The 21333-nt window shown below is 37.6% G+C and carries 12 protein-coding genes; 3 read left to right on the top strand and 9 right to left on the bottom strand.

What is annotated here, in order from left to right:
- Positions 1-288: 288 nt before the first annotated feature.
- The 3 genes from NAG76_08600 to NAG76_08590 all read right to left on the bottom strand — a co-directional run bounded on the left by NAG76_08600 (position 289) and on the right by NAG76_08590 (position 9087).
- Positions 289-1038 carry a class I SAM-dependent methyltransferase gene (locus tag NAG76_08600; GenBank protein ID URN96256.1) on the bottom strand — a complete coding sequence of 250 codons (750 nt, stop codon included), beginning with the start codon at positions 1036-1038 and terminating at the stop codon, positions 289-291.
- A 326-nt stretch (positions 1039-1364) separates the two neighbouring features.
- Positions 1365-7694: a 5'-nucleotidase C-terminal domain-containing protein gene (locus tag NAG76_08595; protein URN96255.1), complete on the bottom strand. Its 6330-nt coding sequence runs from the start codon at positions 7692-7694 to the stop codon at positions 1365-1367.
- Positions 7695-8190: 496 nt separating this feature from the next.
- Complete coding sequence (locus tag NAG76_08590; protein ID URN96254.1) at positions 8191-9087, bottom strand: ketopantoate reductase; 897 nt, start codon at positions 9085-9087, stop codon at positions 8191-8193.
- A gap of 148 nt (positions 9088-9235) precedes the next feature.
- On the opposite strand from NAG76_08590, the gene NAG76_08585 reads away from it, so the two are divergent.
- Entirely contained in the window at positions 9236-9787 is a 552-nt protein-coding gene (locus NAG76_08585; protein ID URN96253.1) for a TetR/AcrR family transcriptional regulator, read from the top strand.
- Positions 9788-9939: 152 nt separating this feature from the next.
- On the opposite strand, the gene NAG76_08580 is transcribed toward NAG76_08585, so the two are convergent.
- A complete protein-coding gene (locus NAG76_08580; GenBank protein ID URN96252.1) occupies positions 9940-10857 on the bottom strand; it encodes a phosphotransferase in 918 nt (305 codons plus the stop codon).
- Between the two features lie 1236 nt (positions 10858-12093).
- On the opposite strand from NAG76_08580, the gene NAG76_08575 reads away from it, so the two are divergent.
- The gene (locus NAG76_08575) at positions 12094-12735 is read left to right on the top strand and encodes a hypothetical protein (GenBank protein URN96251.1); all 642 of its coding nucleotides are present in this window, start codon (positions 12094-12096) and stop codon (positions 12733-12735) included.
- 73 nt (positions 12736-12808) lie between these two features.
- A complete protein-coding gene (locus tag NAG76_08570) occupies positions 12809-13441 on the top strand; it encodes a hypothetical protein (GenBank protein URN96250.1) in 633 nt (210 codons plus the stop codon).
- A gap of 413 nt (positions 13442-13854) precedes the next feature.
- On the opposite strand, the gene NAG76_08565 is transcribed toward NAG76_08570, so the two are convergent.
- The 5 genes from NAG76_08565 to cdaA form a co-directional block, all read right to left on the bottom strand.
- Positions 13855-14331 carry a GNAT family N-acetyltransferase gene (locus NAG76_08565; GenBank protein ID URN96249.1) on the bottom strand — a complete coding sequence of 159 codons (477 nt, stop codon included), beginning with the start codon at positions 14329-14331 and terminating at the stop codon, positions 13855-13857.
- A 528-nt stretch (positions 14332-14859) separates the two neighbouring features.
- Complete coding sequence (gene glmS, locus NAG76_08560) at positions 14860-16695, bottom strand: glutamine--fructose-6-phosphate transaminase (isomerizing) (GenBank protein ID URN96248.1); 1836 nt, start codon at positions 16693-16695, stop codon at positions 14860-14862.
- Between the two features lie 854 nt (positions 16696-17549).
- Complete coding sequence (gene glmM, locus NAG76_08555) at positions 17550-18890, bottom strand: phosphoglucosamine mutase (GenBank protein URN96247.1); 1341 nt, start codon at positions 18888-18890, stop codon at positions 17550-17552.
- A gap of 89 nt (positions 18891-18979) precedes the next feature.
- Complete coding sequence (locus NAG76_08550; GenBank protein URN96246.1) at positions 18980-20392, bottom strand: CdaR family protein; 1413 nt, start codon at positions 20390-20392, stop codon at positions 18980-18982.
- Positions 20385-21230: a diadenylate cyclase CdaA gene (gene cdaA / locus NAG76_08545; protein URN96245.1), complete on the bottom strand. Its 846-nt coding sequence runs from the start codon at positions 21228-21230 to the stop codon at positions 20385-20387. Before cdaA ends, NAG76_08550 begins: the two co-directional genes overlap by 8 nt.
- Positions 21231-21333: the final 103 nt, after the last annotated feature.

The following is a 21333-nucleotide window of genomic DNA, read 5'->3' as shown; positions in this document are numbered from 1 at the left end:
AGTCATAGCATTATTTCTTGTTAAGTTGTGCCTATTTCAAACCTACTACACTCATAAAACACCTCGTAAAAGTATGTCTTTCATTAAAATCGTATGATGGAAACAGCATACAACATTTGTAATCTAAAGTAAAGTAATGTTTAGTTTCTGCCGTCTCAATCCCATTTGAGATATCCATGGAAAACGCTGGTACTATTTTCAGTCTATATAGTCGATTTTCTATTCTTTATTTTCTCGGTCTATATTTAGTGATAACGCTCTATGTGTGCTTTATCACTAAATAGCAATCTATTTTACAGCTGTAATTAAGAACCTTTTCGAATTAGTGCAAATTCCCTTTGTCGTTCGATTATTTTCAATAAAATCATTTAGAATTTGAAAGTCCTTTTTCTCATGGCCGAAGTGGGGGATTATTGGCGTATGTTGAAGTAAGAATATAAGGTCTTCTGGTCTGCGATAATAATCTACAGCATTGTATTCAAACGATTCAACTGAATTAAAACCGGCTTCCTTAAGTTCTCTTACATAAGCCGCTTTTAAAGTTCCATCGACTACTCCAAACTCCTGTCCACGACCAAAAGCCGTTTTTAAATTTAGCTTATCCGCTTCACTAACTTGCTGTGTCAAAAAAATCCCACCATTCTTTAATACCTTCGCTACTTCATTTGAAAAGAATGGAGCGTGACAACAAGTGACTACATCAAAGAAATCATTAGTGAATTGCAACTCTTCAGAAGACATTTGTAAGAATTGAACGTTAGAAACATTGGTTTTATCCAAGTTTGATTTTGCAGTTTCCATCATTCCACTAGATAAATCAATCCCAACCACAGAACGAAATGATGAAGCGATGGATAATAAATTCTCTCCCCCACCTGTTCCTAAGTCTAAAAGAACATCCGTGCCCTTAGACCTTCTTATCACTTCCTCATAAAAATTCCAGCCTATCCCTTCTGATGTTACCTGTAATTCACTAAAGTCCCAACCAATTATTTTACCTACTTTATCATAAAAATTGTTATATTCTAATTCATTCATGTAGAAACCACCTTTCAAATGATAAAAGCCAAGTCACAGTATTCGTTTCTTGACTTTAATTTAAGGAATGACACCTGCACTGTTCGAAAAGGGCATATTTATCCCTTTTTAGCTGGTACGCGTTTTCTCCAGCCCGAAAACTAATTACTTCGAACAATGCGGAAAGCCAATTCCATTCACCCCATTTGAAAGAATATAATAATTGTAATATATGGAATATTTTAAAACAAGGTGAGATTTCTTGGGATGGAATACTGGGAAAAAGAAAAGCCGAGCGAAATCAGGAAGAAATACCTGAAATCAGTTCGGCTTGTCGTTATACTTTATTAGCTATTGATAAACTCAACAAAGCTTAACAATCTTTTCAGAATTGCTGTTGCTTCTGCTCTTGTAGCATTTTTTGCAGGTGCAAACATTTGATTTGCGTTACCTTGAACAATACCAGCTGAAGCACTAATTCCAACAGCATCTTTTGCCCATGCTTGGATGGATGCTCCATCCTCAAATTTAGCAGTTGCATCTAATTTACCTGCTTCTTCTAGCTTACCAGTCATTGCAAGAGCTCTAGCTATCATAACAGCTACTTGCTCACGAGTAATTTGTGCTTCTGGACGGAATGAACCATCTTCAAATCCCTCGATTAATTTTGCTTTTACTGCTGCTCCTACAACACCTGCATACCATGCATTAGCATCAATATCGTTAAACGCTAGTGCAGAGCTGTCTTCATTCAACCCTAGCGAACGAACAAGTAATGCTGCAAATTCAGCTCTTGTGATACTTTGATCTGGAGTAAAGTTTGTTTCAGACTTTCCTTGTACAATAAATTTAGAAGCTAAAAGCTCTACATCAGCCTTTGCCCAATGCTTAGTCATATCTTCAAACGATTTATTGAAGGATACAACTGCGTACTGACTGTTGCTATTACGCTTAACCGTAACGATTGTTTTTCCATTTACTGTTTCGAATATTGCCGGTACAAATGTAAGTTGATCTGTTAATGGATCATATGATACTACCGTTGCAGTGGAAGGATTAACTAAGCTTCCAATAGTAATACTTCTTTCTACAAATATATTACCAAACCCATTAACTTCATGAGACTTTCCATTTGCTTGAGCCATAATGGTAAATTCAATTGGTGCATGTAGTAGCTTACCATTAGCCTCTTCAACTTTTAGAGTTAACTTATCTGTATTATCTTGCGTCATTACTTCTATATTTATGGAAATGATTAATTCAGCCATTTTAGCTCCGAGCTCTTCTGCTAGCTTTTCCATCGCTAAAATATTTACTGGTAGATCATAGCTGTAATTACCTGCATTTACAGAAATGATTGTATCCTTTTTGGCATCGATTAGAGCTGCTGCTGGAAGCTGAATTGTAATCATTCCATCCGTCACATTAGCAATATTCACTTGAATTTTTTTCGTAGCTTTGCCAGCAACTTCAGCTTGCTTAATCGCTTCTTTTAATGCATCTGCTTGTACAGATACAGTAGTTACTGTCTTGCCTTGTGCATTCGTTTCTTTGCTAATGTTTTCAGAAGGCACTATTACTGTAACAACATCACCTTGATTGGACTCTCCAGGTTTTGTTTCTGGTGTAGCATTATTTCCACCGGTGTTTCCACCGTTACCACCAGTCCCTGGTAATGATTGACCTTTAAGATCAGTAATACGTCCTTCTAGACCAATATCAATAGTTCCTACTCTGTCTAAATGCGCTAGGAACACTTCATAATCTGGCATGAACAGCTCATAGATTCTTCCGTCTTGTCTTGCATCTCTTAATGCGTAGTAGAAGTCTCCACCACTAGCTGTAAAGGAGTTTGTTGCTAGCATATAATATGCATTCGGATCAAGCTTAGAATATGTGCCATCTTCATTTTTAATCTGAACTTCAACGATGCGATTACCGTTAAACGTAATCTTTTCCGTTTGTGTATCTAAAGTTTGCTTCGCTTTTGTTGAATCGTAGGTATATTTCATTCCAGATACATGTGCAAAGCCGCCATATTCCGCTGGAGAACCAGATACACCATTTTCTAATGCTGCAATTAATTCCGTACCTGTTACCTTCACAGCTACGATACTGTTATCAAATGGCAATACTGTTCTTACTTCTCCTAGTGTAATGTCACCCGATGAAATTCCCTCACGGATACCACCACCGTTTTGCAAAGCGATGTATCCTTTAATTTCAGCTAGTTCTGAGCTAGGAAGTAGCGATGTAATCTTCTCCTTCATCGCTGCAGCCATACCATCGGTAATCAAGTTACCTAGGTTTGTTTCTTGACGACGTACTGCGCGCTGCAGTTTGCCATCAAACATAGCATTGTAATCGAGTTCTACTAAAGAGTGTCCAACAACTTCAGCCATCATTTCATCGAGACTTGTTTTGTAGCCTTGCAGCTTTTCTTTCGCTACGGCATCTTCCGCGTAATCTGCTACATGGAGTAGATTACCGTCCCATGATGTCAGTACACCTTTGTCATCGAATGTTGCATCAATAACACCAAGCTTTTCGCCATACTCACCCGTTTGTACGATAATCGTCGGTTCACCATTCACATGCTTCACGACTGGTTTTGGAAGAAGCGTATGACTGTGTCCACCTACGATAATATCAATACCTTCAACCTCATCTGCTAAAATTTCATCGAAGCTGTAGCCTAGGTGCGTGAGGGCAACAATTTTGTTAATACCTTGTTCCTGTAAGGAAGCTACAGTTGCTTTTGCACGCGCAATGTAATCTTGGAATACAAGGGTATTACCAGGTGAAGAAATCCCTACGGTTTCTTCTGTCGTTAATCCAAACACACCTACCTGCTCACCATTGACATCAATCACAATAGATGGGTATATATGTGCATGTTCGATTGGATTATTTAAACCACCAATTTCATTTTTGAATAACTTGCTTAGCCCTTCATTTCCACCGTAATCAATATTGGAGCTTAGGATTGGGAATTGTGCTTCCTTAATAAAACGCTCCAGTCCTTCTGGACCTTTGTCGAATTCATGGTTACCTGGAACCATAGCATCATAACCAACCATGTTCATAAACTCTAAATCAGCAAGGCCCTCATACTTCGTAAAGTACAATGTACCTGAGAATACATCACCTGCATCAAGTAAAATACTATGATCATTTTTATTCTCATTAATTGCTGTTACACGCTTGGCTACGCTATCTAGTCGTGCATGTGTATCATTTGTATGCAACACTCGTAATTGGAAGTCTTCACTTGGTACTGCTTGATCTTTAAGATCAATTTGAGCCATTAATGGATCATGGTCTGAAGCACGTCCTCTAGAAAGAGGGAAATCTGCATTAATATGAACAACATCTACTTTACTTGCAGAAGCTAATTTATTACTTACTAAAATATGATCTAAAGTTTGAGAGTTTCCGTCATAGGTGTAAGAATAGCGATCATTAATCGGAAGCGTATCGATCAAGTTGATTATTTCATTTCCTTTAAGAATGTTCAATGTTTCTGTAAATTGGAAGTCGTTTAGATCTCCCATTACAACAACATTTGCATCACTATTTTTTGTTACAACATCCTTCACAAAGCCGTTTACGACATTCGCAATCTTATGACGTTGCACTTCGCTTGAAAGTACAGGAGGCTGAATGTTACCAAATGGTCCATTATCTCCACCTTTGGAGTTAAAATGATTAACAATGGCAATAACCTTTTCTCCGTTAAATTCAAATTGTGCTACTAAAGGTTTTCGAGAAGCATTAAAAGCTGTGTTCGTTGGGTCGATACGTCCAGGATTAACAGTTAAATTATCATTTTCAGCATTATAACTTACTGCTGTAGTAGCTGTTCCTGCTTGTCCTAATACACTATCCGTCATTTTTACACGATCAGGATTGTATAAGAAACCAACTCGAATATTTCCGCCTGGTTCGCCGCCATCCTTCTTATCCTGTGGAGAAATATCAGTATATTTATAAGCCGGTCCTCCTGCAGCAATGACAGCATTAATAATGGTTTCATAAGTTTTATCTGCTGCAACAACTCCGTTATCCACTGGACCATTATTATCTTGAATTTCAAGCAATGCGATAATATCAGGTGATTTTAAGTTGATTACAATCGAATCACCAATCTTATTAATCTTTTCTTGTGGAGTACTAGGATGAAAATTCTCAACGTTGTAGCTTGCCATCGTTAACTTGTTAGGGTCAATTTCAAGCTCAGTTGTTTCCCTTTCAAATGTACTATTATCAATCTCTGGTAAGCTTCCTTTACTTGGAATAATTTTGAAGTTTCCATTGTTGTAGCCTACAACTCCAATAACATCATCGGTAAACACATCACCAGTGCCTACTTCCTTTCCAGGGTTTCCATAAGCGATAATTAATCTTTGAGGATTGTAGTTTAAAGCTTCTTTCAGAATTAAACCACCAGCAGGTGTCAGTACATCCTCTTCCTCATTTTCTACTCGTGTTGGAATATTATAAAGCATAGAATTGCCATAACCACTTGTCCAATATGGACTAATAATAGTAGGCTTTGATAACCTTACATGCATACCTTCAAGTGATTCATAGAATGCAATCGCATCTACATCTGGATTAAATGTAGTCATTCCATCACTATCAATAATGGAAGTTGGAAGTGCTCGTCCGCCTTTACCAAGTAAGATTGGCTCAGGAAGATCATTATCAGAAGATAATATATTAATTTGTATATTTGTTAATTGCGTCGTTGTTAAGTTAGTAGCTAGACCTTCATTATACTCTTCTACTTTACCTGAAATAGATACTAGGTCTCCAACCTTAGGCTTCATTTCTTCATTTGTTGAATACACATAAACCGCTTCAGATGTTCTATCATCATTATCTGGTTCCATATCTTGAATATAAAAACCACGATAAACGCCTGTAGCAAATTGATAGGAAAGCTGTGTAACAACGCCCTCTACATCCTTAACATTTTGATTTAAATATGGAGAGGTATGAGTTGTACCTTGAATATCATGAATCCTTGGATTAGCTTTGACTGCCTTATATTCAAATACATATGCGATACTAAGCACGTTGTCTTTAACTACAATAGCTTTAATCGTTGTATCTTCATTCACCACTATTGGCGCAGTATATTTTAAGCTATTTTCAGTTGGTGTGGAACCATCTGTTGTATAGTAAATAACCGCTTCATTGTCTGGTGTTGAAAGCGTAACTCCATTTCCGATTGCTATTGTTCCTGCATCAGGACTTGCCTGAACAGAAAACTTATTCTCAATTAATGAACTGCTGTTTAACGGGATAAGTTGGAAATTACCGTTATATTCCTCAATAACCCCTATTATTTTTTCGAATTTTTTCCCTTCTTGCAAACTAGATAAACTGGAATAAATATCGAATTCTGCTGCTATACCATCTTGCTGCGCTTTAAATACTGTTCCTGATTTACGATCAATGGTTACATTTTCTAAATAAACGAGCTGTGCTTCATACTGCTCACCATTTGCAGGTGTTAAATCGTTTGCTGTCACTAATTTTGCTTCAGGTACACCTGCATTTTTCTCTAAAACCTTAGAAGTTAATCCATTTTGTGGTTTCAATTCTTGTAAACCACTGTAAATTTCCATAACTCCTTGTACACTGACCTTGTCACCAAGACTAGCATCTGGAATATTCATACCATATAATACAATGCCGCCAGTTTCATCTTGAATGTATGTTTTGGCTCCATCGATATGTGAAATAATACCTTCTGTCCATACATTTTGGTTTTTAGGGCTTAAACGTGCTGCTGAAATATCTGTTTTCTCTAATAAAGTGTAATCAAATATTGAACCTACACTATTAGCCAATCCATCAAAGCTTGCGTAAGTATAAATCGAAACATCATTTGTTAATACAACCGGTTCTGAATAAAGTGAGAATGGATTTTGTTCACTATCAAAAGCATAATAAATTGAAGCTCCAGTAGTTGCTGAGTTCAATTTAATTTCTGTGCCAGCAGGCCAAGCATTAGAAGCAGGGCTAGCTTCAACCTTTGCTACTGCAGGAGCAGCTTGTGAAATTCCTTGAATTTGAATATCTGCAATTCTGCTGTTTCCGCCAGATTGCACAGTTGCTGGTGGTCCACTAATGGAAGTATTAAAAGTATTTAACCAACGAATATAAACAGAGCTCTGATTTTCAACCACTTCTGGTAAAGCAAAAGGTCCGTAAGGTGCGATAGCAGCTGTAAGCTCTACATTAGCTATAGAATGAAAGTCGTCGTCATTACCTGTTAAACTGTATTGAATTTGAAATTCTTTTGGGGAAGTACTTGTCCCAAAAGCTTTATATGTTAAATCTAGATCTGTAAAATCTGTAGTATCAATTTTCACTTGCCAGTAACCATCTGGTTTATCCCAACCATTTGTATACAATGTTTTATTAGAAGCTGTATAGGAAAGTGTTCTATTATTGCTGATTGAAAGTAAGCTAATTCCCTTATTGGCATCATTACCTTCTGTAGCCTTTAAATTATCGTTGGATGTAAAAGTCCATTCCACTACTGAATCCTTTGCAGCTGCAGCTTTTGGAAGCAAGCCAGCAGGAAGATATGTTGTGACTACTATTGCAATAATCAACATCAAACTAATCCATTTTTTGTTAAAATTTTTCGAAAAAGACATTTTTGCACCTCTCCACCTTCATTTTTTTAATACCCTATTTCCAGCAAAATAATTCATAGAATCACTCATAGCTGTTGGCTTCACGCATCTCTTAGATGGAATCTGTAGTTACCTACTTCCCTCCTCTTAAAAGAATTATTTAGCTTATTTCTCCTACATCATGTAGTCTACAGGTCAAAAGTTAACTAGAATGACGATTTATATTAAGAATTATTAAATGTTAGAGTGCTTTTCATAAAATGTCGAAAAATATTGATGTAAACTTATAATAATTAAACTTGTTTTTTTGTTGTTGGTATTTTACCCAATTAATGCGAACCGTCCACTCTATTTTTTCGATGATCTCGATTATTACGTTGATGAAGTTCCGTGAAAATAAAGCAGCGGCAGTCTAAGACTTGATAAATAAAGTCTTAGACTGCCGCTGTTGTTGTTCATTTATCGTTTCCCGTTAGTAAAGTCAAGGATGCTACGAAAAAACTATATATTTCGATTTTCATATTTCCGATTTGATATCATTTTGACTTAAAAATTTCATTAAATCATTACTCAGCTGTACAATCTCATTGTTAGCATTATTCGCATAATCCTGCAACATCATATCCTTAACCATTTTAGTTCGTAGCCATGTCATAAAGAAAAGATCTAATAATAAGTTTGGAAATTTAAGCACCATTTTAAGCATTGGTGGATCAATTGAAACGCCTGCTTTTTGTATTGCCCTTAGATACGCTTTTAAAGTGACTGTTATTTTGCGTGCTGTTTTTTTGACAATTATCTTATTCTCAGAATGCAAAACGCTCAACATGGCAATGTCTGATACGGAATGTGTGATTAGATACGCTTGCATATCCTTTTTAATAACGTAGGGAAGCTTTGCTATTTTAAATATTTTTGCGAGGTTTTCTATGCGATCTGTCACTACACCATTAATTTCGCCAAATGCAGTCGTCAGTATAATCTTTGGTAGAAATCGAGCATGCAATACTCCATCTTTAATCTGTCCGCCAAAGCCGGGAAAAGCTGGTAAAAGTCTATCCCCTACGATATCCAGCCACGAAGAAAATCCAATTGAATTACTAATCATCGTAACTATATTTTTGCTTTGATTATCTTTTAGCGTTAACAACGCTGATTCGGAATGATTATAACGAACGGTAACGAAAATAAAATCGTATACATCGTCATTTTCGAGCGTGTCAATGACATTCACTTGTATCGATCTAACTACACCTTTTTCTTTATATTGTAGGCCATTTTCTCTTAATGATTTAAATCTATTAGAATGTGCAAACAGGCTAACATCAAACCCTGCTTCAATAAGCTTAATTGCGTACATGCTCCCGATGACACCTGCACCAAAAATTAAAATTCTATCTTGTTTTGCTGACATTCAAACCACCCCTACTATATAACATTTCCTTTTGATTATCCGACAACATGTTGTATGATGTGATTATAAATCTTCACTATTCCTTGATCAACCATCAGTTTTTTATTATTTGTCGGATGATATTATTATTCGCTAGTAGGAGGGACACATGAAAAAGCAACCCCAAATAACGGAGAAAACAAGACAAAAGTTTATAGAAGTTTTTTGTGAATTATATAGCCAAAAGCCAATTGAGAAAATTTCGGTTCAGGAAATTTCGAATAAGTCAGGATATAACCGCAGCACCTTTTATCAATACTTTACTGACATTTACGAATTGTTAGACTCTGTTGAAAATGACTTATTGAATGAAATGAAAAAAGAATTGGCGAATAAAGAACTATCGATACATACGGTTCAAGAAACGCTCTATTGCCTAGATAAAAGAGAACATCTCCTGGTTCTTAGTGCCCTTTTAGGTGATTATGGAAGTGCCCGTTTTTTAAAACGCTTAAAACAAGAAATCACTTTAAATCAATTAGAATTGAACGTTCCGCAAAACCATTCCTTAACGCCTTACTTAATTGAGTTTTACCTGACAACTTCCCTTTCTTTATTTCGACTTTGGCTCCAGCGTCAAAAGGATTTATCGTCAGAAGAATTTTTCAAGTTAGTGGAAAGTCTATATTCAAGAGGGATTACGCCCTATTTTAAAGAATGAGTCTGTCCTTCAAACCAGATCCATATGTTGTATAACAATAAAAAAGCGCGCATAAGCTTGTTTACACAATATGCTCCATAAAGACTGACCAAACCTACTCTTAAGGGTCCGCATTCTGTAAATACATGTGATACTGTTCACCGAGATTGATCTTAATCCACAGCGAGAGCACGTTTTATGATCGCTTTTGCTTCAGCAACCAACTTTTCATCTTTATAATCAATTGCCTGCATCATGATCAAAATGGGAATGTATATGGCTATCAATCGAGCTAATATCTTCGTTTCTTCATCGACATCCCCATATTCTTTGAAAAAGTCTGAACGCGCATCGGGAGGCAAAAAGCTATACGCGACATTCAAGTCACAAGCAGGATGTCCGATATTGATATCCCCCCAGTCGATAATCCCTGAAACTATTCCATTCTCGTCTACCAGCATATTTTTAAAATGAAGGTCTCCATGAAGGAATACGTTTTTGGGTTTCACTTTTTCAATTCCAATCTGTTCCAAATAGTTTGATATTTCACGATACTCTTCTTCACTAAAATGAGGGGCAAGGTCGGAAATGAATTTATGCAACTTTTCTTTACGCATTGCAATATCAATCAAATCTCTATGGTCATGTTGAACTCCATTTTCTTGGGCAATTTGCACAGGGAATGCATGTAAGCTTTTTAAAAATTGCGCGAGCGTTGTTGCTGATAACGCACGTTGCTTATCAGTTAATCCGATTGGAAACTCTCCTGATAAATAGGGGTAACCTAGGAAAGGTGCAGGATAATTATAATCCCCTTCCCCAAAAAATAGCGGTAAAGAATATGCAATGGAACAATAATCTTTAAGCTTAGGTAGTATCTTTCCTTCCATCCTTAAACGATTAATTGCAACTTCTCTTCTTGGAAAGCGAAATACATATTCACCCCCGACAAGAAAAACAGTATTATCCCAGCCGTATCCTAGTTTTTGTATGCTTTGTGAAGCTAACTGCGGAAACTGACTGCTTATTAATTTATGAGCTAATTCTTCTGATACTTCCCATTCCGCATCCCATTGATTCGTATTTCCCATACAATTTATCGACTCCCTCACGAAATTAGAAAATAGGCTCGACTAGCCTGTTCCATTTACAACATCATATCATTAATTTGTTCTTCTGTTCGAGAACAACCTTACCGTCCTCTATCCTGCTCGTTAGCTTAATGTAGCGTCTACAGCTTACACCTTCATTTTTCAGTCCAATACTTTATTTTCATTGAATAATCCAATCGTTATAATCTCTTTTTATCATACCGATTTATTTTTAAATTAATAAATTCAAGAATTTCATCTTGGTCTTCTAGCTTTAGCCTTCTAAATTGTAAAATGAATTGATTCTTAACTAGCTCAATCCCTTGCTAACATCAAAATGTTGTGATCGTTCTACTTCGTAAACTAACCAGTAAAAATCTGTTTTGAACTTATTATGTATTATCTTTCGCAACTTTTTAATCCGTTCTCCAATTGTGGAAAAGTCGACACCTCCTTCTCTAGTTATAAATACAGTCCTGATGACTTATTGTCATCAGGACTGTATTTATCGGTTCCATACTTTTTTATTGGTTTGTCAGGTGATAAAAAGTCTGGAACCACTAGAAATTACCATGAAAAGAAAGTCGGAGCCTGCTTACCTAGCCAAAAAAGTTTATTCTTTTTTAATCCCCCTCTTTTCGGAAGATTCTTAAAAAAGTAATAAATTACTTACTAAAGACACTTCACATAGACATCTAATTTCTCTCTAGCTCTTGAACTGCAGAAGTCATGAAGTATATTTATATATTGGAAATTAATAGAATTTTATGATAAAATTACATTTACCTTCTTGACTTAATTTAGATTTTTCCTATTCTCCCAATCTCCTTTAAGCGTCATATTATGGAATTTATACATTGAATAGTCGGTTTTCACGACATAGGTTGTAAATATACATTAAACCAACTTCACGAAAGTGGCAAGATAAGCGGAATACAGCACTATGGTTCGTGGTGAAGTCAAGCGGAACAGATTAGAATCAAACAAACCTGCGTGTCAGAACAAGTCATCACATCAATTTGACTGTGAGTGATCGTTCCAAATCTGGCTAGGTAATTGAGTTGAATATTAAATTGTTTTGTAATCACGATATAGCTTAATTTCTCACGATGACTAGTAAAGAAGGAAGTTCCAATACACGTTTATTTCTATTTCTTGAAACAAGAGCAATTGTCCATTAATTTAATAGAGTCATATTATTAAATTATCACAGATTCAGTTATGGAGGAAATTTAAGTGAAAAAAATAATAATAATAGGTTCTGGTTTTTTTATTCTCTTGTTATTATTTGTTAGTGCAGTTTTTTTAATAGGACAGTTAAGTTTAGATAGTTCTAGTATATACAAAAGAATCCATTCTAGTATTTTCGAAAGAGTAGACGTTGAAAAACTATATGAGGAGACACCGTATATCTTTGAAGCTGGAAAAGAATTAATAATGCACGATTCAGTTTCTTCACACGAAGAATTAATAACGCTTGATGAATTTTACACGGATACTCCGTTTATACAAGAGGCTAATGAAGGCGATGGGGGAATAATAAAAAATCGCTATGTTACGGTATTTCCATATGACTTTCAAATTAATCTGTCTTCATATAATTATACCTCTGAACTAAAAATTGTGGCTAAGGAGAATATCAGAGTAGCCGTATTGGGAGAAATTGAATCGGATAGTGGGGATACAGAGTCATATTTTGATGTTAATTTGCTTATCGATGATATCAGCTACGGTATTTATAGATTTAAAACAGGCGTTTGGGGTTACTCTGATTGGACTAATATACCCGAAGGAATGCTGAAATTGGAATTATACAATCCTGATGAAAAAGGAAATAGTAGAATAATTGGGTTTGGAGCAATTTTTACCGGTGATTAATATGGACAAATTTTCCATAATAGTATATTATTACAAAAGTAATATACTATTATAAAAAAAGGAGATTTTATTTATGATCAAACTACGCAGACTATCATTAGCTACTCTTTCTTTAGTAATGTTACTAGTTTTCACTACAAATGCTGTATTTGCTGAAACAAAGAGTTCTAATGATACGGCAAAAGTACTGACAACAGAAGACATTGCAGAGAATGGAAATGTAATTGAATTGTTTGCCCCTAACACTAGATTAGAGGCAATTGAGATCGCGAGAAAAGTTTATGCTGAAACCCCATCTATTACAATGGCTGAAGAAGTAACTGAGAATACTTTTTTGAATGCAAAAGCAGCTGAAAACATGCCTTACTATTTTTCTTTCGATTTTGATTCCACTTTAACATCTTCAACTATTGTAAATAATACTGCTGGTACAATTAGAATCACTGCATCTGGAGACTGGGTACAATCTCCTAATGTCTACTCGGGTACACAATATGATTATTATGATATTACACTGTATGCTGGTGGAGTCAGTAAAGGGACGAAGAGATTTAAAACTGGATCATGGAAACATGCGGATTGGACTAATGTCCCTACAGGCAACATTTACTTTGTAATGACAAAATCTTATTATACATATACAGGAGCATATTCCCCTGATTACATCGGGGATATCGTTGGAGATGGTGCAATATTGAATCAATAATCTTATACTGATGAAATTATTAATGGATTCTAAAACTAAATTAGCATGACTAACTCAATAATTTAACTTACACCTATCATCGCTAGGCTTTAATGCCTAGCGATGATTTTTAGTGCATAATCTTGCAACTCGGAATACTGCCTCCTGTTTACCATATCTCTTTTTTTCCGTAGGGTGTGTCGGGAATTTTCCAAATCAAAAAATTAAATGTTACTGCATCATTTCAACAATATCATTTTCCCAACCCTACACACATTTATTAAAATCCATGCCCCGTAAGGAATTCCGAAAAACCGTTATTTATGATACGGTTCTATTCGTTCTCTGCGCTGTCTGTACGGCAAGTTTTAGGGCCATCCTTTTGCGGATGGCCCTTCCTTTGATCTTACATTCTTCTACGCCTTAGTAGAAAATCAGAGTTGCAAGACAGTTATTGACTCGTTATTGAAAATTTCACCGTTCTCCCTGAAGCCAAAGCTTTCGTAAAGTTTTTTCGCAGCGATGTTTTCGCGGCTGTACGGGATCCAACAAAACTGTGCTGGCCCTGCTGGATAGGTACGGATAAATTCCAGAATCTTGTTCATAGCCTCCCGACCATAACCTCTGTTCTGATATTGCTTGTCAATCATTAATCGCATGATGCAATAGTTGTCTATTGCGATAGTTGGCTCTTCATATCCAGTGATTCCATAAGCCAACATAACAAAACCGACAGGCTGCTCATCAGCGTAGATGACAAATGGAATTGGATGCCCCCCATTGGTTGCCAGAACATAACACGAAGCCACACTTGACAGGTTAGACGCGACAAAGCGCCGTTGATCTTCTGAAACTTCCAAATTAAACATGGCACGCCGGTTTTCCAGTGTGATCTTTCTGAGTGTAATCATATTAATATCTCCCATCATCTCTATTCATAATGCGTTGCGGCCTCATAAATAACATACAATTTATTCAAAGAAAGTAATAGACTTATGTTGAATTTTTTAGATAGTATGTATCAGTGTCTTTTTTAGGCATATCCATCTTTACACTTGCGCACACTTAACTGGTACATAATTGTACCAGTTTTTTTGTAGGGCAAACATTGGGGAAGTGCTTAGCTTAGTAAAAGATTATTCGGGTAAAAAATTGAGATAATGCTGATAGATCAAGGGATTTGTGGCGTTTGGTTGAGGATAGATTGAAAAAAAAATATAGGAAAATTGAGCGATAATCAAGAAGAAAACCTGAATATCGGACGGCTCAGTAACAAACTTATTTTGAAGAGTGACAGACTTTGTGTGAGGAGTTGTAATCTTAAACCGTTGGGTACAAAGCCTCGTTAATGGTTTTATTGGTGGGCATTAGTGTTTGTGGCTTAGACATACACAAAAAAGAGGCTTGGGTTTCACACCCAAGCCCCTCTAACCAACAACCTACTCTACAGTTACACTCTTAGCAAGGTTACGTGGTTTATCCACATCATGACCTAGTGCAAGAGAAGCGTAGTAAGAGATCAATTGCAATGGCACTACAGCTAATGCTGGAGTAAGAACTGGCAATGTTTTTGGAATTACGAATACTTCATCTACGGATTTCGCAACTTCAACTTCGAAGCCTTGGTTCGTTATTGCAAACACATGTGCACCTCTTGCTTTTACTTCTGTAATATTGCTCAATGTTTTCTCATATAGACCTTCTTGAGTAACCAAAGCAATAACTGGAATATCATCTTCAATTAATGCAAGAGTACCATGTTTCAATTCACCCGCTGCATAAGCTTCAGAATGAATATAAGAGATCTCTTTCAATTTCAACGATCCCTCTTGTGCTACTGCAAAATCTACTCCACGTCCGATGAAGAATAGACTTGTATGATGAGACATAGATTCAGCCACTTGCTTCAATACAGAAGCTTGCTCTAGAATGCTCTCTACTTGCTCTGGAAGTGCTGTTAATCCTTCAATAATATGAGTAAGCTCATCTTCTTCTTTTGTACCAAGAACACGTGCAAGGTGAAGACCAAGCAAATAGAATGCAATCAATTGAGAAGAGTATGCTTTAGTAGAAGCTACGGCAATCTCAGGTCCAGCCCATGTTGCTATTACATCGTTCGCTTCACGTGCTACAGAGCTACCTACAACGTTAGTAATCGCTAGTACACGAGCGCCATTACGTTGTGCTTCACGCATTGCTGCTAGCGTATCTGCAGTTTCACCAGATTGGCTTACTACGATAACTAGTGTATCAGGTGTAATAATTGGTGAACGGTAACGATACTCAGAAGCTACATCTGTTTCAACTGGAATGCGAGCCAATGATTCGATTACTGATTTACCAACTAATCCTGCATGGTATGCTGTACCACATGCAACGATGTGAACTTTTGAGATAGAACGAATATATTCATCGTTCATTTCAAGCTCCTTGCTAAGATCAACGGATTTACCATCTTCTGATACCCGGCCAAGCATCGTTTCACGGTATGCTTTCGGTTGCTCATAAATTTCTTTCAGCATAAAGTGGTCGAAACCAGCCTTCTCAGCTGTCACCAGATCCCAATCAATATGAACGATATCTTTAGCAATGCTCTCTCCTGCAAGGTTGAATAGTTCTACCCCTTTATGAGTCAACACTGCCATATCGCCATCGTCAAGAATATATACATCACGAGTATATTCAAGAATTGCGGGAATATCAGATCCGATAAAGTTTTCACCTTCGCCAATACCGATAACCAATGGACTTGCATAGCGAACTGCGACCAATTTGTCAGGCTCGTGAGAAGTTAGTACGCCAAGTGCGTATGCACCTCTCATATGCTTCACAGCACGTTGTACTGCTTCAACAAGGTTACCATCGTATTCTTCAGCGATAAGATGAGAAACAACTTCCGTATCCGTTTCAGACACAAACACATGTCCTTTAGCGATAAGTTCTTCTTTTAGATCAAGATAGTTCTCAATAATCCCGTTATGCACGACAGAAAATTGGTGAGAATTATCTGTATGTGGGTGAGAGTTCACATCAGAAGGTTTACCATGAGTAGCCCAACGAGTATGACCAATACCAACTGATCCAAGAAGCGGTGTATCTTCAAGTTTTTCTTCAAGATTAGCAATACGACCTTTAGATTTTGTAACTTCAAGTCCTTGCTCTGTAAATACTGCTATACCAGCAGAATCATATCCGCGATATTCTAACTTTTTCAATCCTTCAAGCAAAATCTGTTGTGTTTCCCCATTACCAATATATCCAACAATACCACACATAGTATAAACCTCCGCGTTGTGTATCGTTTACAGGCAGTGCCTCATCTACTTATGACTATGACGATACTGTTAATCTGCGCGGAATGCATAGCAAATATCCATATAACTAACTGGCTCTTTCGTTTCAGTAGACGATAGCAAGCTAACCCATGGAATAATTCCATCAGCAATATGTTTTGCTAGCGATCCGCATACTTATCCTGCTCGCTCTCCATAGCGACAACAGTATAAGAACTGTGAAACGATCACTTGATTATAGTCAGACAGCAATTCGTTTGTTCAATCAGTCGCCCAATTGGTTTGCAAATTAGCTTACGGTTGTCTGTAGTTACCGAAAGGTCCCCGCCGAAATTTCGAACACCTTTACCTCGTCAGCTTAATAGTTAAAAGTAAGTCCATTTTTTGAACAACTATTACAATGAACGTTCAAAAGGTAGGCTTTCAGAACCGAGAAGATGGAGCGCTACTTGTGAAAGGAGGAAACGCAAGTGTACGTTACTGGTACACGCGAACCGTACTTTCCAAGTTCGTTTCATATTCGACGTCGACTACGCTACGTTAGCGTAATCATCGTTATCAAAGTCCATTTTTTGAACTTACCTCTACCTCATTAAGCTCTGGCGCTTGAGTTTTTGTAACATCTACCCTCACTCTCTTCTTGAATCATACTACCTATCATATTCATTTTCAGGCTCGTACGCAACAACTTATTACATCCAATCGCATAAACATTTGTAATTGTTGCATAAATGCCCCTTTACAAATAGAAGGGACAGACTAATATCATCTGTCCCCATTATCGATCATTCAGTAATAATTACATTATGAAGTAACGAATATATCGCCGTCAACTTTTATCCAAGTTGTGTCTTAACAACATCAGCAATACGGTCAACATATGCATCAACTAGTTCTTTCTCTGGTCCTTCAGCCATTACACGAATTAACGACTCTGTACCCGATGGACGCACAAGTACACGACCATTATCACCTAGTTCGTTCTCAACATCTTGTACCGCTTGTAGAATAGCTTCATTGCCTTCATAAAGGCTCTTATCAGCAACACGCACATTAACAAGCTTCTGCGGATATTTACGCATAAGACCTTTCAACTCGCTTAGCTTCTTACCTGATAATTGCATCGTCTCAACAAGCTGCAATGCAGTCATAATACCGTCACCCGTTGTGATGTGATCTAAGAAGATAACATGACCAGATTGCTCTCCACCAAGATTGTAGCCCCCACGGCGCATTTCTTCCATCACATAACGATCGCCAACTGCAGTTTGCGCTGTATTCAGGCCGATCTTCTCTGTACCTTTGAAAAATCCGATGTTAGCCATTACTGTTGTAACCACTGTATCATGCTTCAACTTACCTTCACGCTTCATACGATCACCAATAATACATAGGATGAAGTCACCATCGACTTCTTCACCATTCTCATCGATCGCAATAAGACGGTCTGCATCACCATCGAAAGATAGTCCAACATCTGCACCGTGAGCAAGTACTTGTTCACGCACATATTCAGGATGTGTAGAGCCTACTCCTTCATTGATATTTTTACCATCTGGCTGGGCACCAACAGTAATGACTTCTGCACCTAGCTCTTTGAAAATTTGCGGAGCTAATTCATAAGCAGCACCATGTGCACAATCTAGAACTAATTTCAAGCCAGTAAACTGACCTGTAATCGTTGTTTTCAAGTAAGCTGAGTATTTATCTGCTAAATGGTGTGCACTCACGACAGAACCAACATCTCCTCCTACAGGACGAGGTAGTTCATCTACTTCTGCATCAATTAAAGTTTCGATTTCTAACTCCGTTTCATCAGATAGCTTGAAGCCATCCCCTGCAAAAAACTTAATACCATTATCTTGAACAGGATTATGGGATGCTGAGATCATAACACCCGCATCTGCTTCCAGCTCACGCGTAAGGTATGCAACTGCAGGAGTCGATAATACTCCTACGGAAATTACATCTGCACCAATCGATAGTAATCCTGCAGTTAGCGCAGCCTCAAGCATATTGCCAGAGATACGCGTATCACGTCCAATAATAACTTTTGGCTTATGTGCACTGCGAGTTAAGACATAACCTCCACAACGACCGATTTTATATGCTAATTCAGGTGTTAGTTCGGTATTAGCTACTCCTCGTACACCATCTGTTCCAAAATATTTCCCCATAACTGTTCTCCCTTAAATGTTTAATATTAATATTTAGTATATTTTTGTTTGTTTCATGCATCCTGAACTCGCGATGCATAACCATTTATTTATTCTGCTTGTCCATTACCGCCAGAAGATTCTGACTCTGAATGCTCCTCATTACCATCAGGAGTGGGTTCAGGTTCGGTAGTATTAATACCTCCATCCGTCCCAGTAGTTGGGATATCTGGAATTACACCATCCACTCCATCATCTCCACCACTAGCATCTACTTCCTTCGTACTGGAAATCACTACAGTGACGTTAAGTGTTACAGTCTGAGACTCTGTCGCATGAATGTAAGCAGGTAATTCTGCAGCTACCGTTAACTTATGTGTTCCGATCGCAAGACCTGTAACATCAAGTGACAACTTAATTTCAGAATTTTTCACTTTCTGTAATAAAGTATTTGCTCCAGCAAGTAATACATCGATACGTCCATTCGAACTTTCTGATATCGTAGCCTTCGTATCATCTTCCAAACCAGTAATCGTGACCGGAATTCCGCTCATCATACGAGTTGCGGTAGCTTCAATCTCAACCATTACAGGAATCTCACCTGGCGTTACAGTTAAGTCATTGTCAGACTTCTCAGCCTTTACAAGCACCTCGCCTGATTCCTTCACCTTCGACAAATCAAGTACGAAGCCATCATATAGATTCATCTCATCAAGAACTGTTTGTGGTGCATTAACTGTTACCGCCATCGTTGCTGAATTAATAGACACTAGACTATATCCATCAGGAAGATTACCCGTATATCTCAATTGCACTGGTAATTCTTTTGACGGTAAGGTGATGATCGTCTCAGCGCTTAATGTATCAGGCTTAACAGTAACGTTAGGAATAACAGCCCCTTGCGTATCGTAGGCGACGACTTTAGCTTTCTTGTTCGTTACCGTTGTACTAGCACCTGTAATATCTACCGTAACAGCTAGCTTTTCAAGCCGCGCATAATCATCTTTCGGCATGGTTACTTCAACGACATTGCCAGAATCTCCAATAATAGAAGATTCACCTACAATATAGCCTGCAGCAGGCTCACCTTGAGTAAGGACTTGAACTTCTAACGTTTGCGTCTCAAGTTCTTCGATTTGCACAGTAACATGGCTCGGAGAAATCTCAACTTCTCTAATCCCAGCAGGCATTATTACTTTCAACGGAAGGTCCTGAATACCAGGTCCAACACCCTTCAAATCTAGTTGTACCACATAATCATCATTCGTAGCTGTACGTAAGTTAGAAATTCTACCTTCAACAACAACGCGAGCTACTGTTGGTTCCAGACCTGTTAAGACGTATTTATCTGTATCTAGACCAATCGGAACAATAGTCGCTGCTTCTATAATCTTCGTATCTGTATTAGACGTCACAGACTGCGGAGAAGTTTCAGGATCAATATGCACGATTGCCCAGATTAATATTGCGAGTATTAAAGATAAAACTTTCAAGGAAGTAGGATGGCTTAGCCACTTATCCATGCTGATCCCCCCTTATCTTCTTGAAGAAAGCTAGTATGGAACTCTCCTTCTTCAATCCCTCCGCACGTGGTGATAATTCCTCATGCAGTTTAGAAATAAGTGATTCTTCATTAATATCGCGTACGATAAGCCCATTAAGTGATAACGAAATTTGACCAGTCTCTTCAGATACGATCAAGGAAATTGCATCACTAACTTCACTTACTCCAATTCCTGCGCGATGGCGTGTACCTAATTCTTTGCTAATAAATGGGTTCTCTGATAACGGCAAATAACAACCTGCTGCCATAATCTGATTGCCACGAACAATAACTGCACCATCATGCAATGGGGAGTTAGGCGTAAATATATTCATAAGTAACTCCGATGAAATTTTAGACTCCATCGCAATACCTGATTCAATCATTTCTGAAACGCCTGTTTTACGCTCAAATACGATTAGTGCCCCAACTTTTCGCTTTGCCATCGTACGAACTGCTCTTATAATTTCTTCAATTTGCTCACTAAGACCAGCAGCATCTAATGACGAGCCACGAGAGAAGAAATTACCTCGTCCTAATTGCTCCAACGCTCGTCTTAACTCTGGCTGGAATAGAATAAGTACCATCACGATACCCCAATTGAACATTTGACCCATTAGCCATTTAAGCGTATATAAATTGAACCATGTACTAATTGCCCATGTAGCAACAAGTACAAAGACACCCTTCAATAACTGAACAGCTCTCGTACCACGAACAAGTATCATCACTTTATATATGATAAAGGCTACGATCCCAACATCAATAATATCCTTCAGCCAGTCCTGCCAAGAAGAATCTATAAAATAACTACCCATTTTTCAACCCCCAACTACCACAACATCCTATTTCACTTCATGTAAGATTTCTATATCGACAATATAAAACCCTTTTTGTCGGGTAAATAAAAATGCTTCCCTC

It is taken from the genome of Candidatus Pristimantibacillus lignocellulolyticus, from assembly GCA_023639215.1.
GTDB lineage: Bacteria > Bacillota > Bacilli > Paenibacillales > Paenibacillaceae > Pristimantibacillus > Pristimantibacillus lignocellulolyticus.
Note: the sequence above shows the minus strand (reverse complement) of the source record. Positions and strands in the feature narration are given on the sequence as shown.

Coding starts and splice junctions, on each gene's coding strand:
- NAG76_08600 (URN96256.1), bottom strand. CDS start 1,038: ATGAATGAATTAGAATATAACAATTTTTATGATAAAGTAGGTAAAATA.
- NAG76_08595 (URN96255.1), bottom strand. CDS start 7,694: ATGTCTTTTTCGAAAAATTTTAACAAAAAATGGATTAGTTTGATGTTG.
- NAG76_08590 (URN96254.1), bottom strand. CDS start 9,087: ATGTCAGCAAAACAAGATAGAATTTTAATTTTTGGTGCAGGTGTCATC.
- NAG76_08585 (URN96253.1), top strand. CDS start 9,236: ATGAAAAAGCAACCCCAAATAACGGAGAAAACAAGACAAAAGTTTATA.
- NAG76_08580 (URN96252.1), bottom strand. CDS start 10,857: ATGGGAAATACGAATCAATGGGATGCGGAATGGGAAGTATCAGAAGAA.
- NAG76_08570 (URN96250.1), top strand. CDS start 12,809: ATGATCAAACTACGCAGACTATCATTAGCTACTCTTTCTTTAGTAATG.
- NAG76_08565 (URN96249.1), bottom strand. CDS start 14,331: ATGATTACACTCAGAAAGATCACACTGGAAAACCGGCGTGCCATGTTT.
- glmS (URN96248.1), bottom strand. CDS start 16,695: ATGTGTGGTATTGTTGGATATATTGGTAATGGGGAAACACAACAGATT.
- glmM (URN96247.1), bottom strand. CDS start 18,890: ATGGGGAAATATTTTGGAACAGATGGTGTACGAGGAGTAGCTAATACC.
- NAG76_08550 (URN96246.1), bottom strand. CDS start 20,392: ATGGATAAGTGGCTAAGCCATCCTACTTCCTTGAAAGTTTTATCTTTA.
- cdaA (URN96245.1), bottom strand. CDS start 21,230: ATGGGTAGTTATTTTATAGATTCTTCTTGGCAGGACTGGCTGAAGGAT.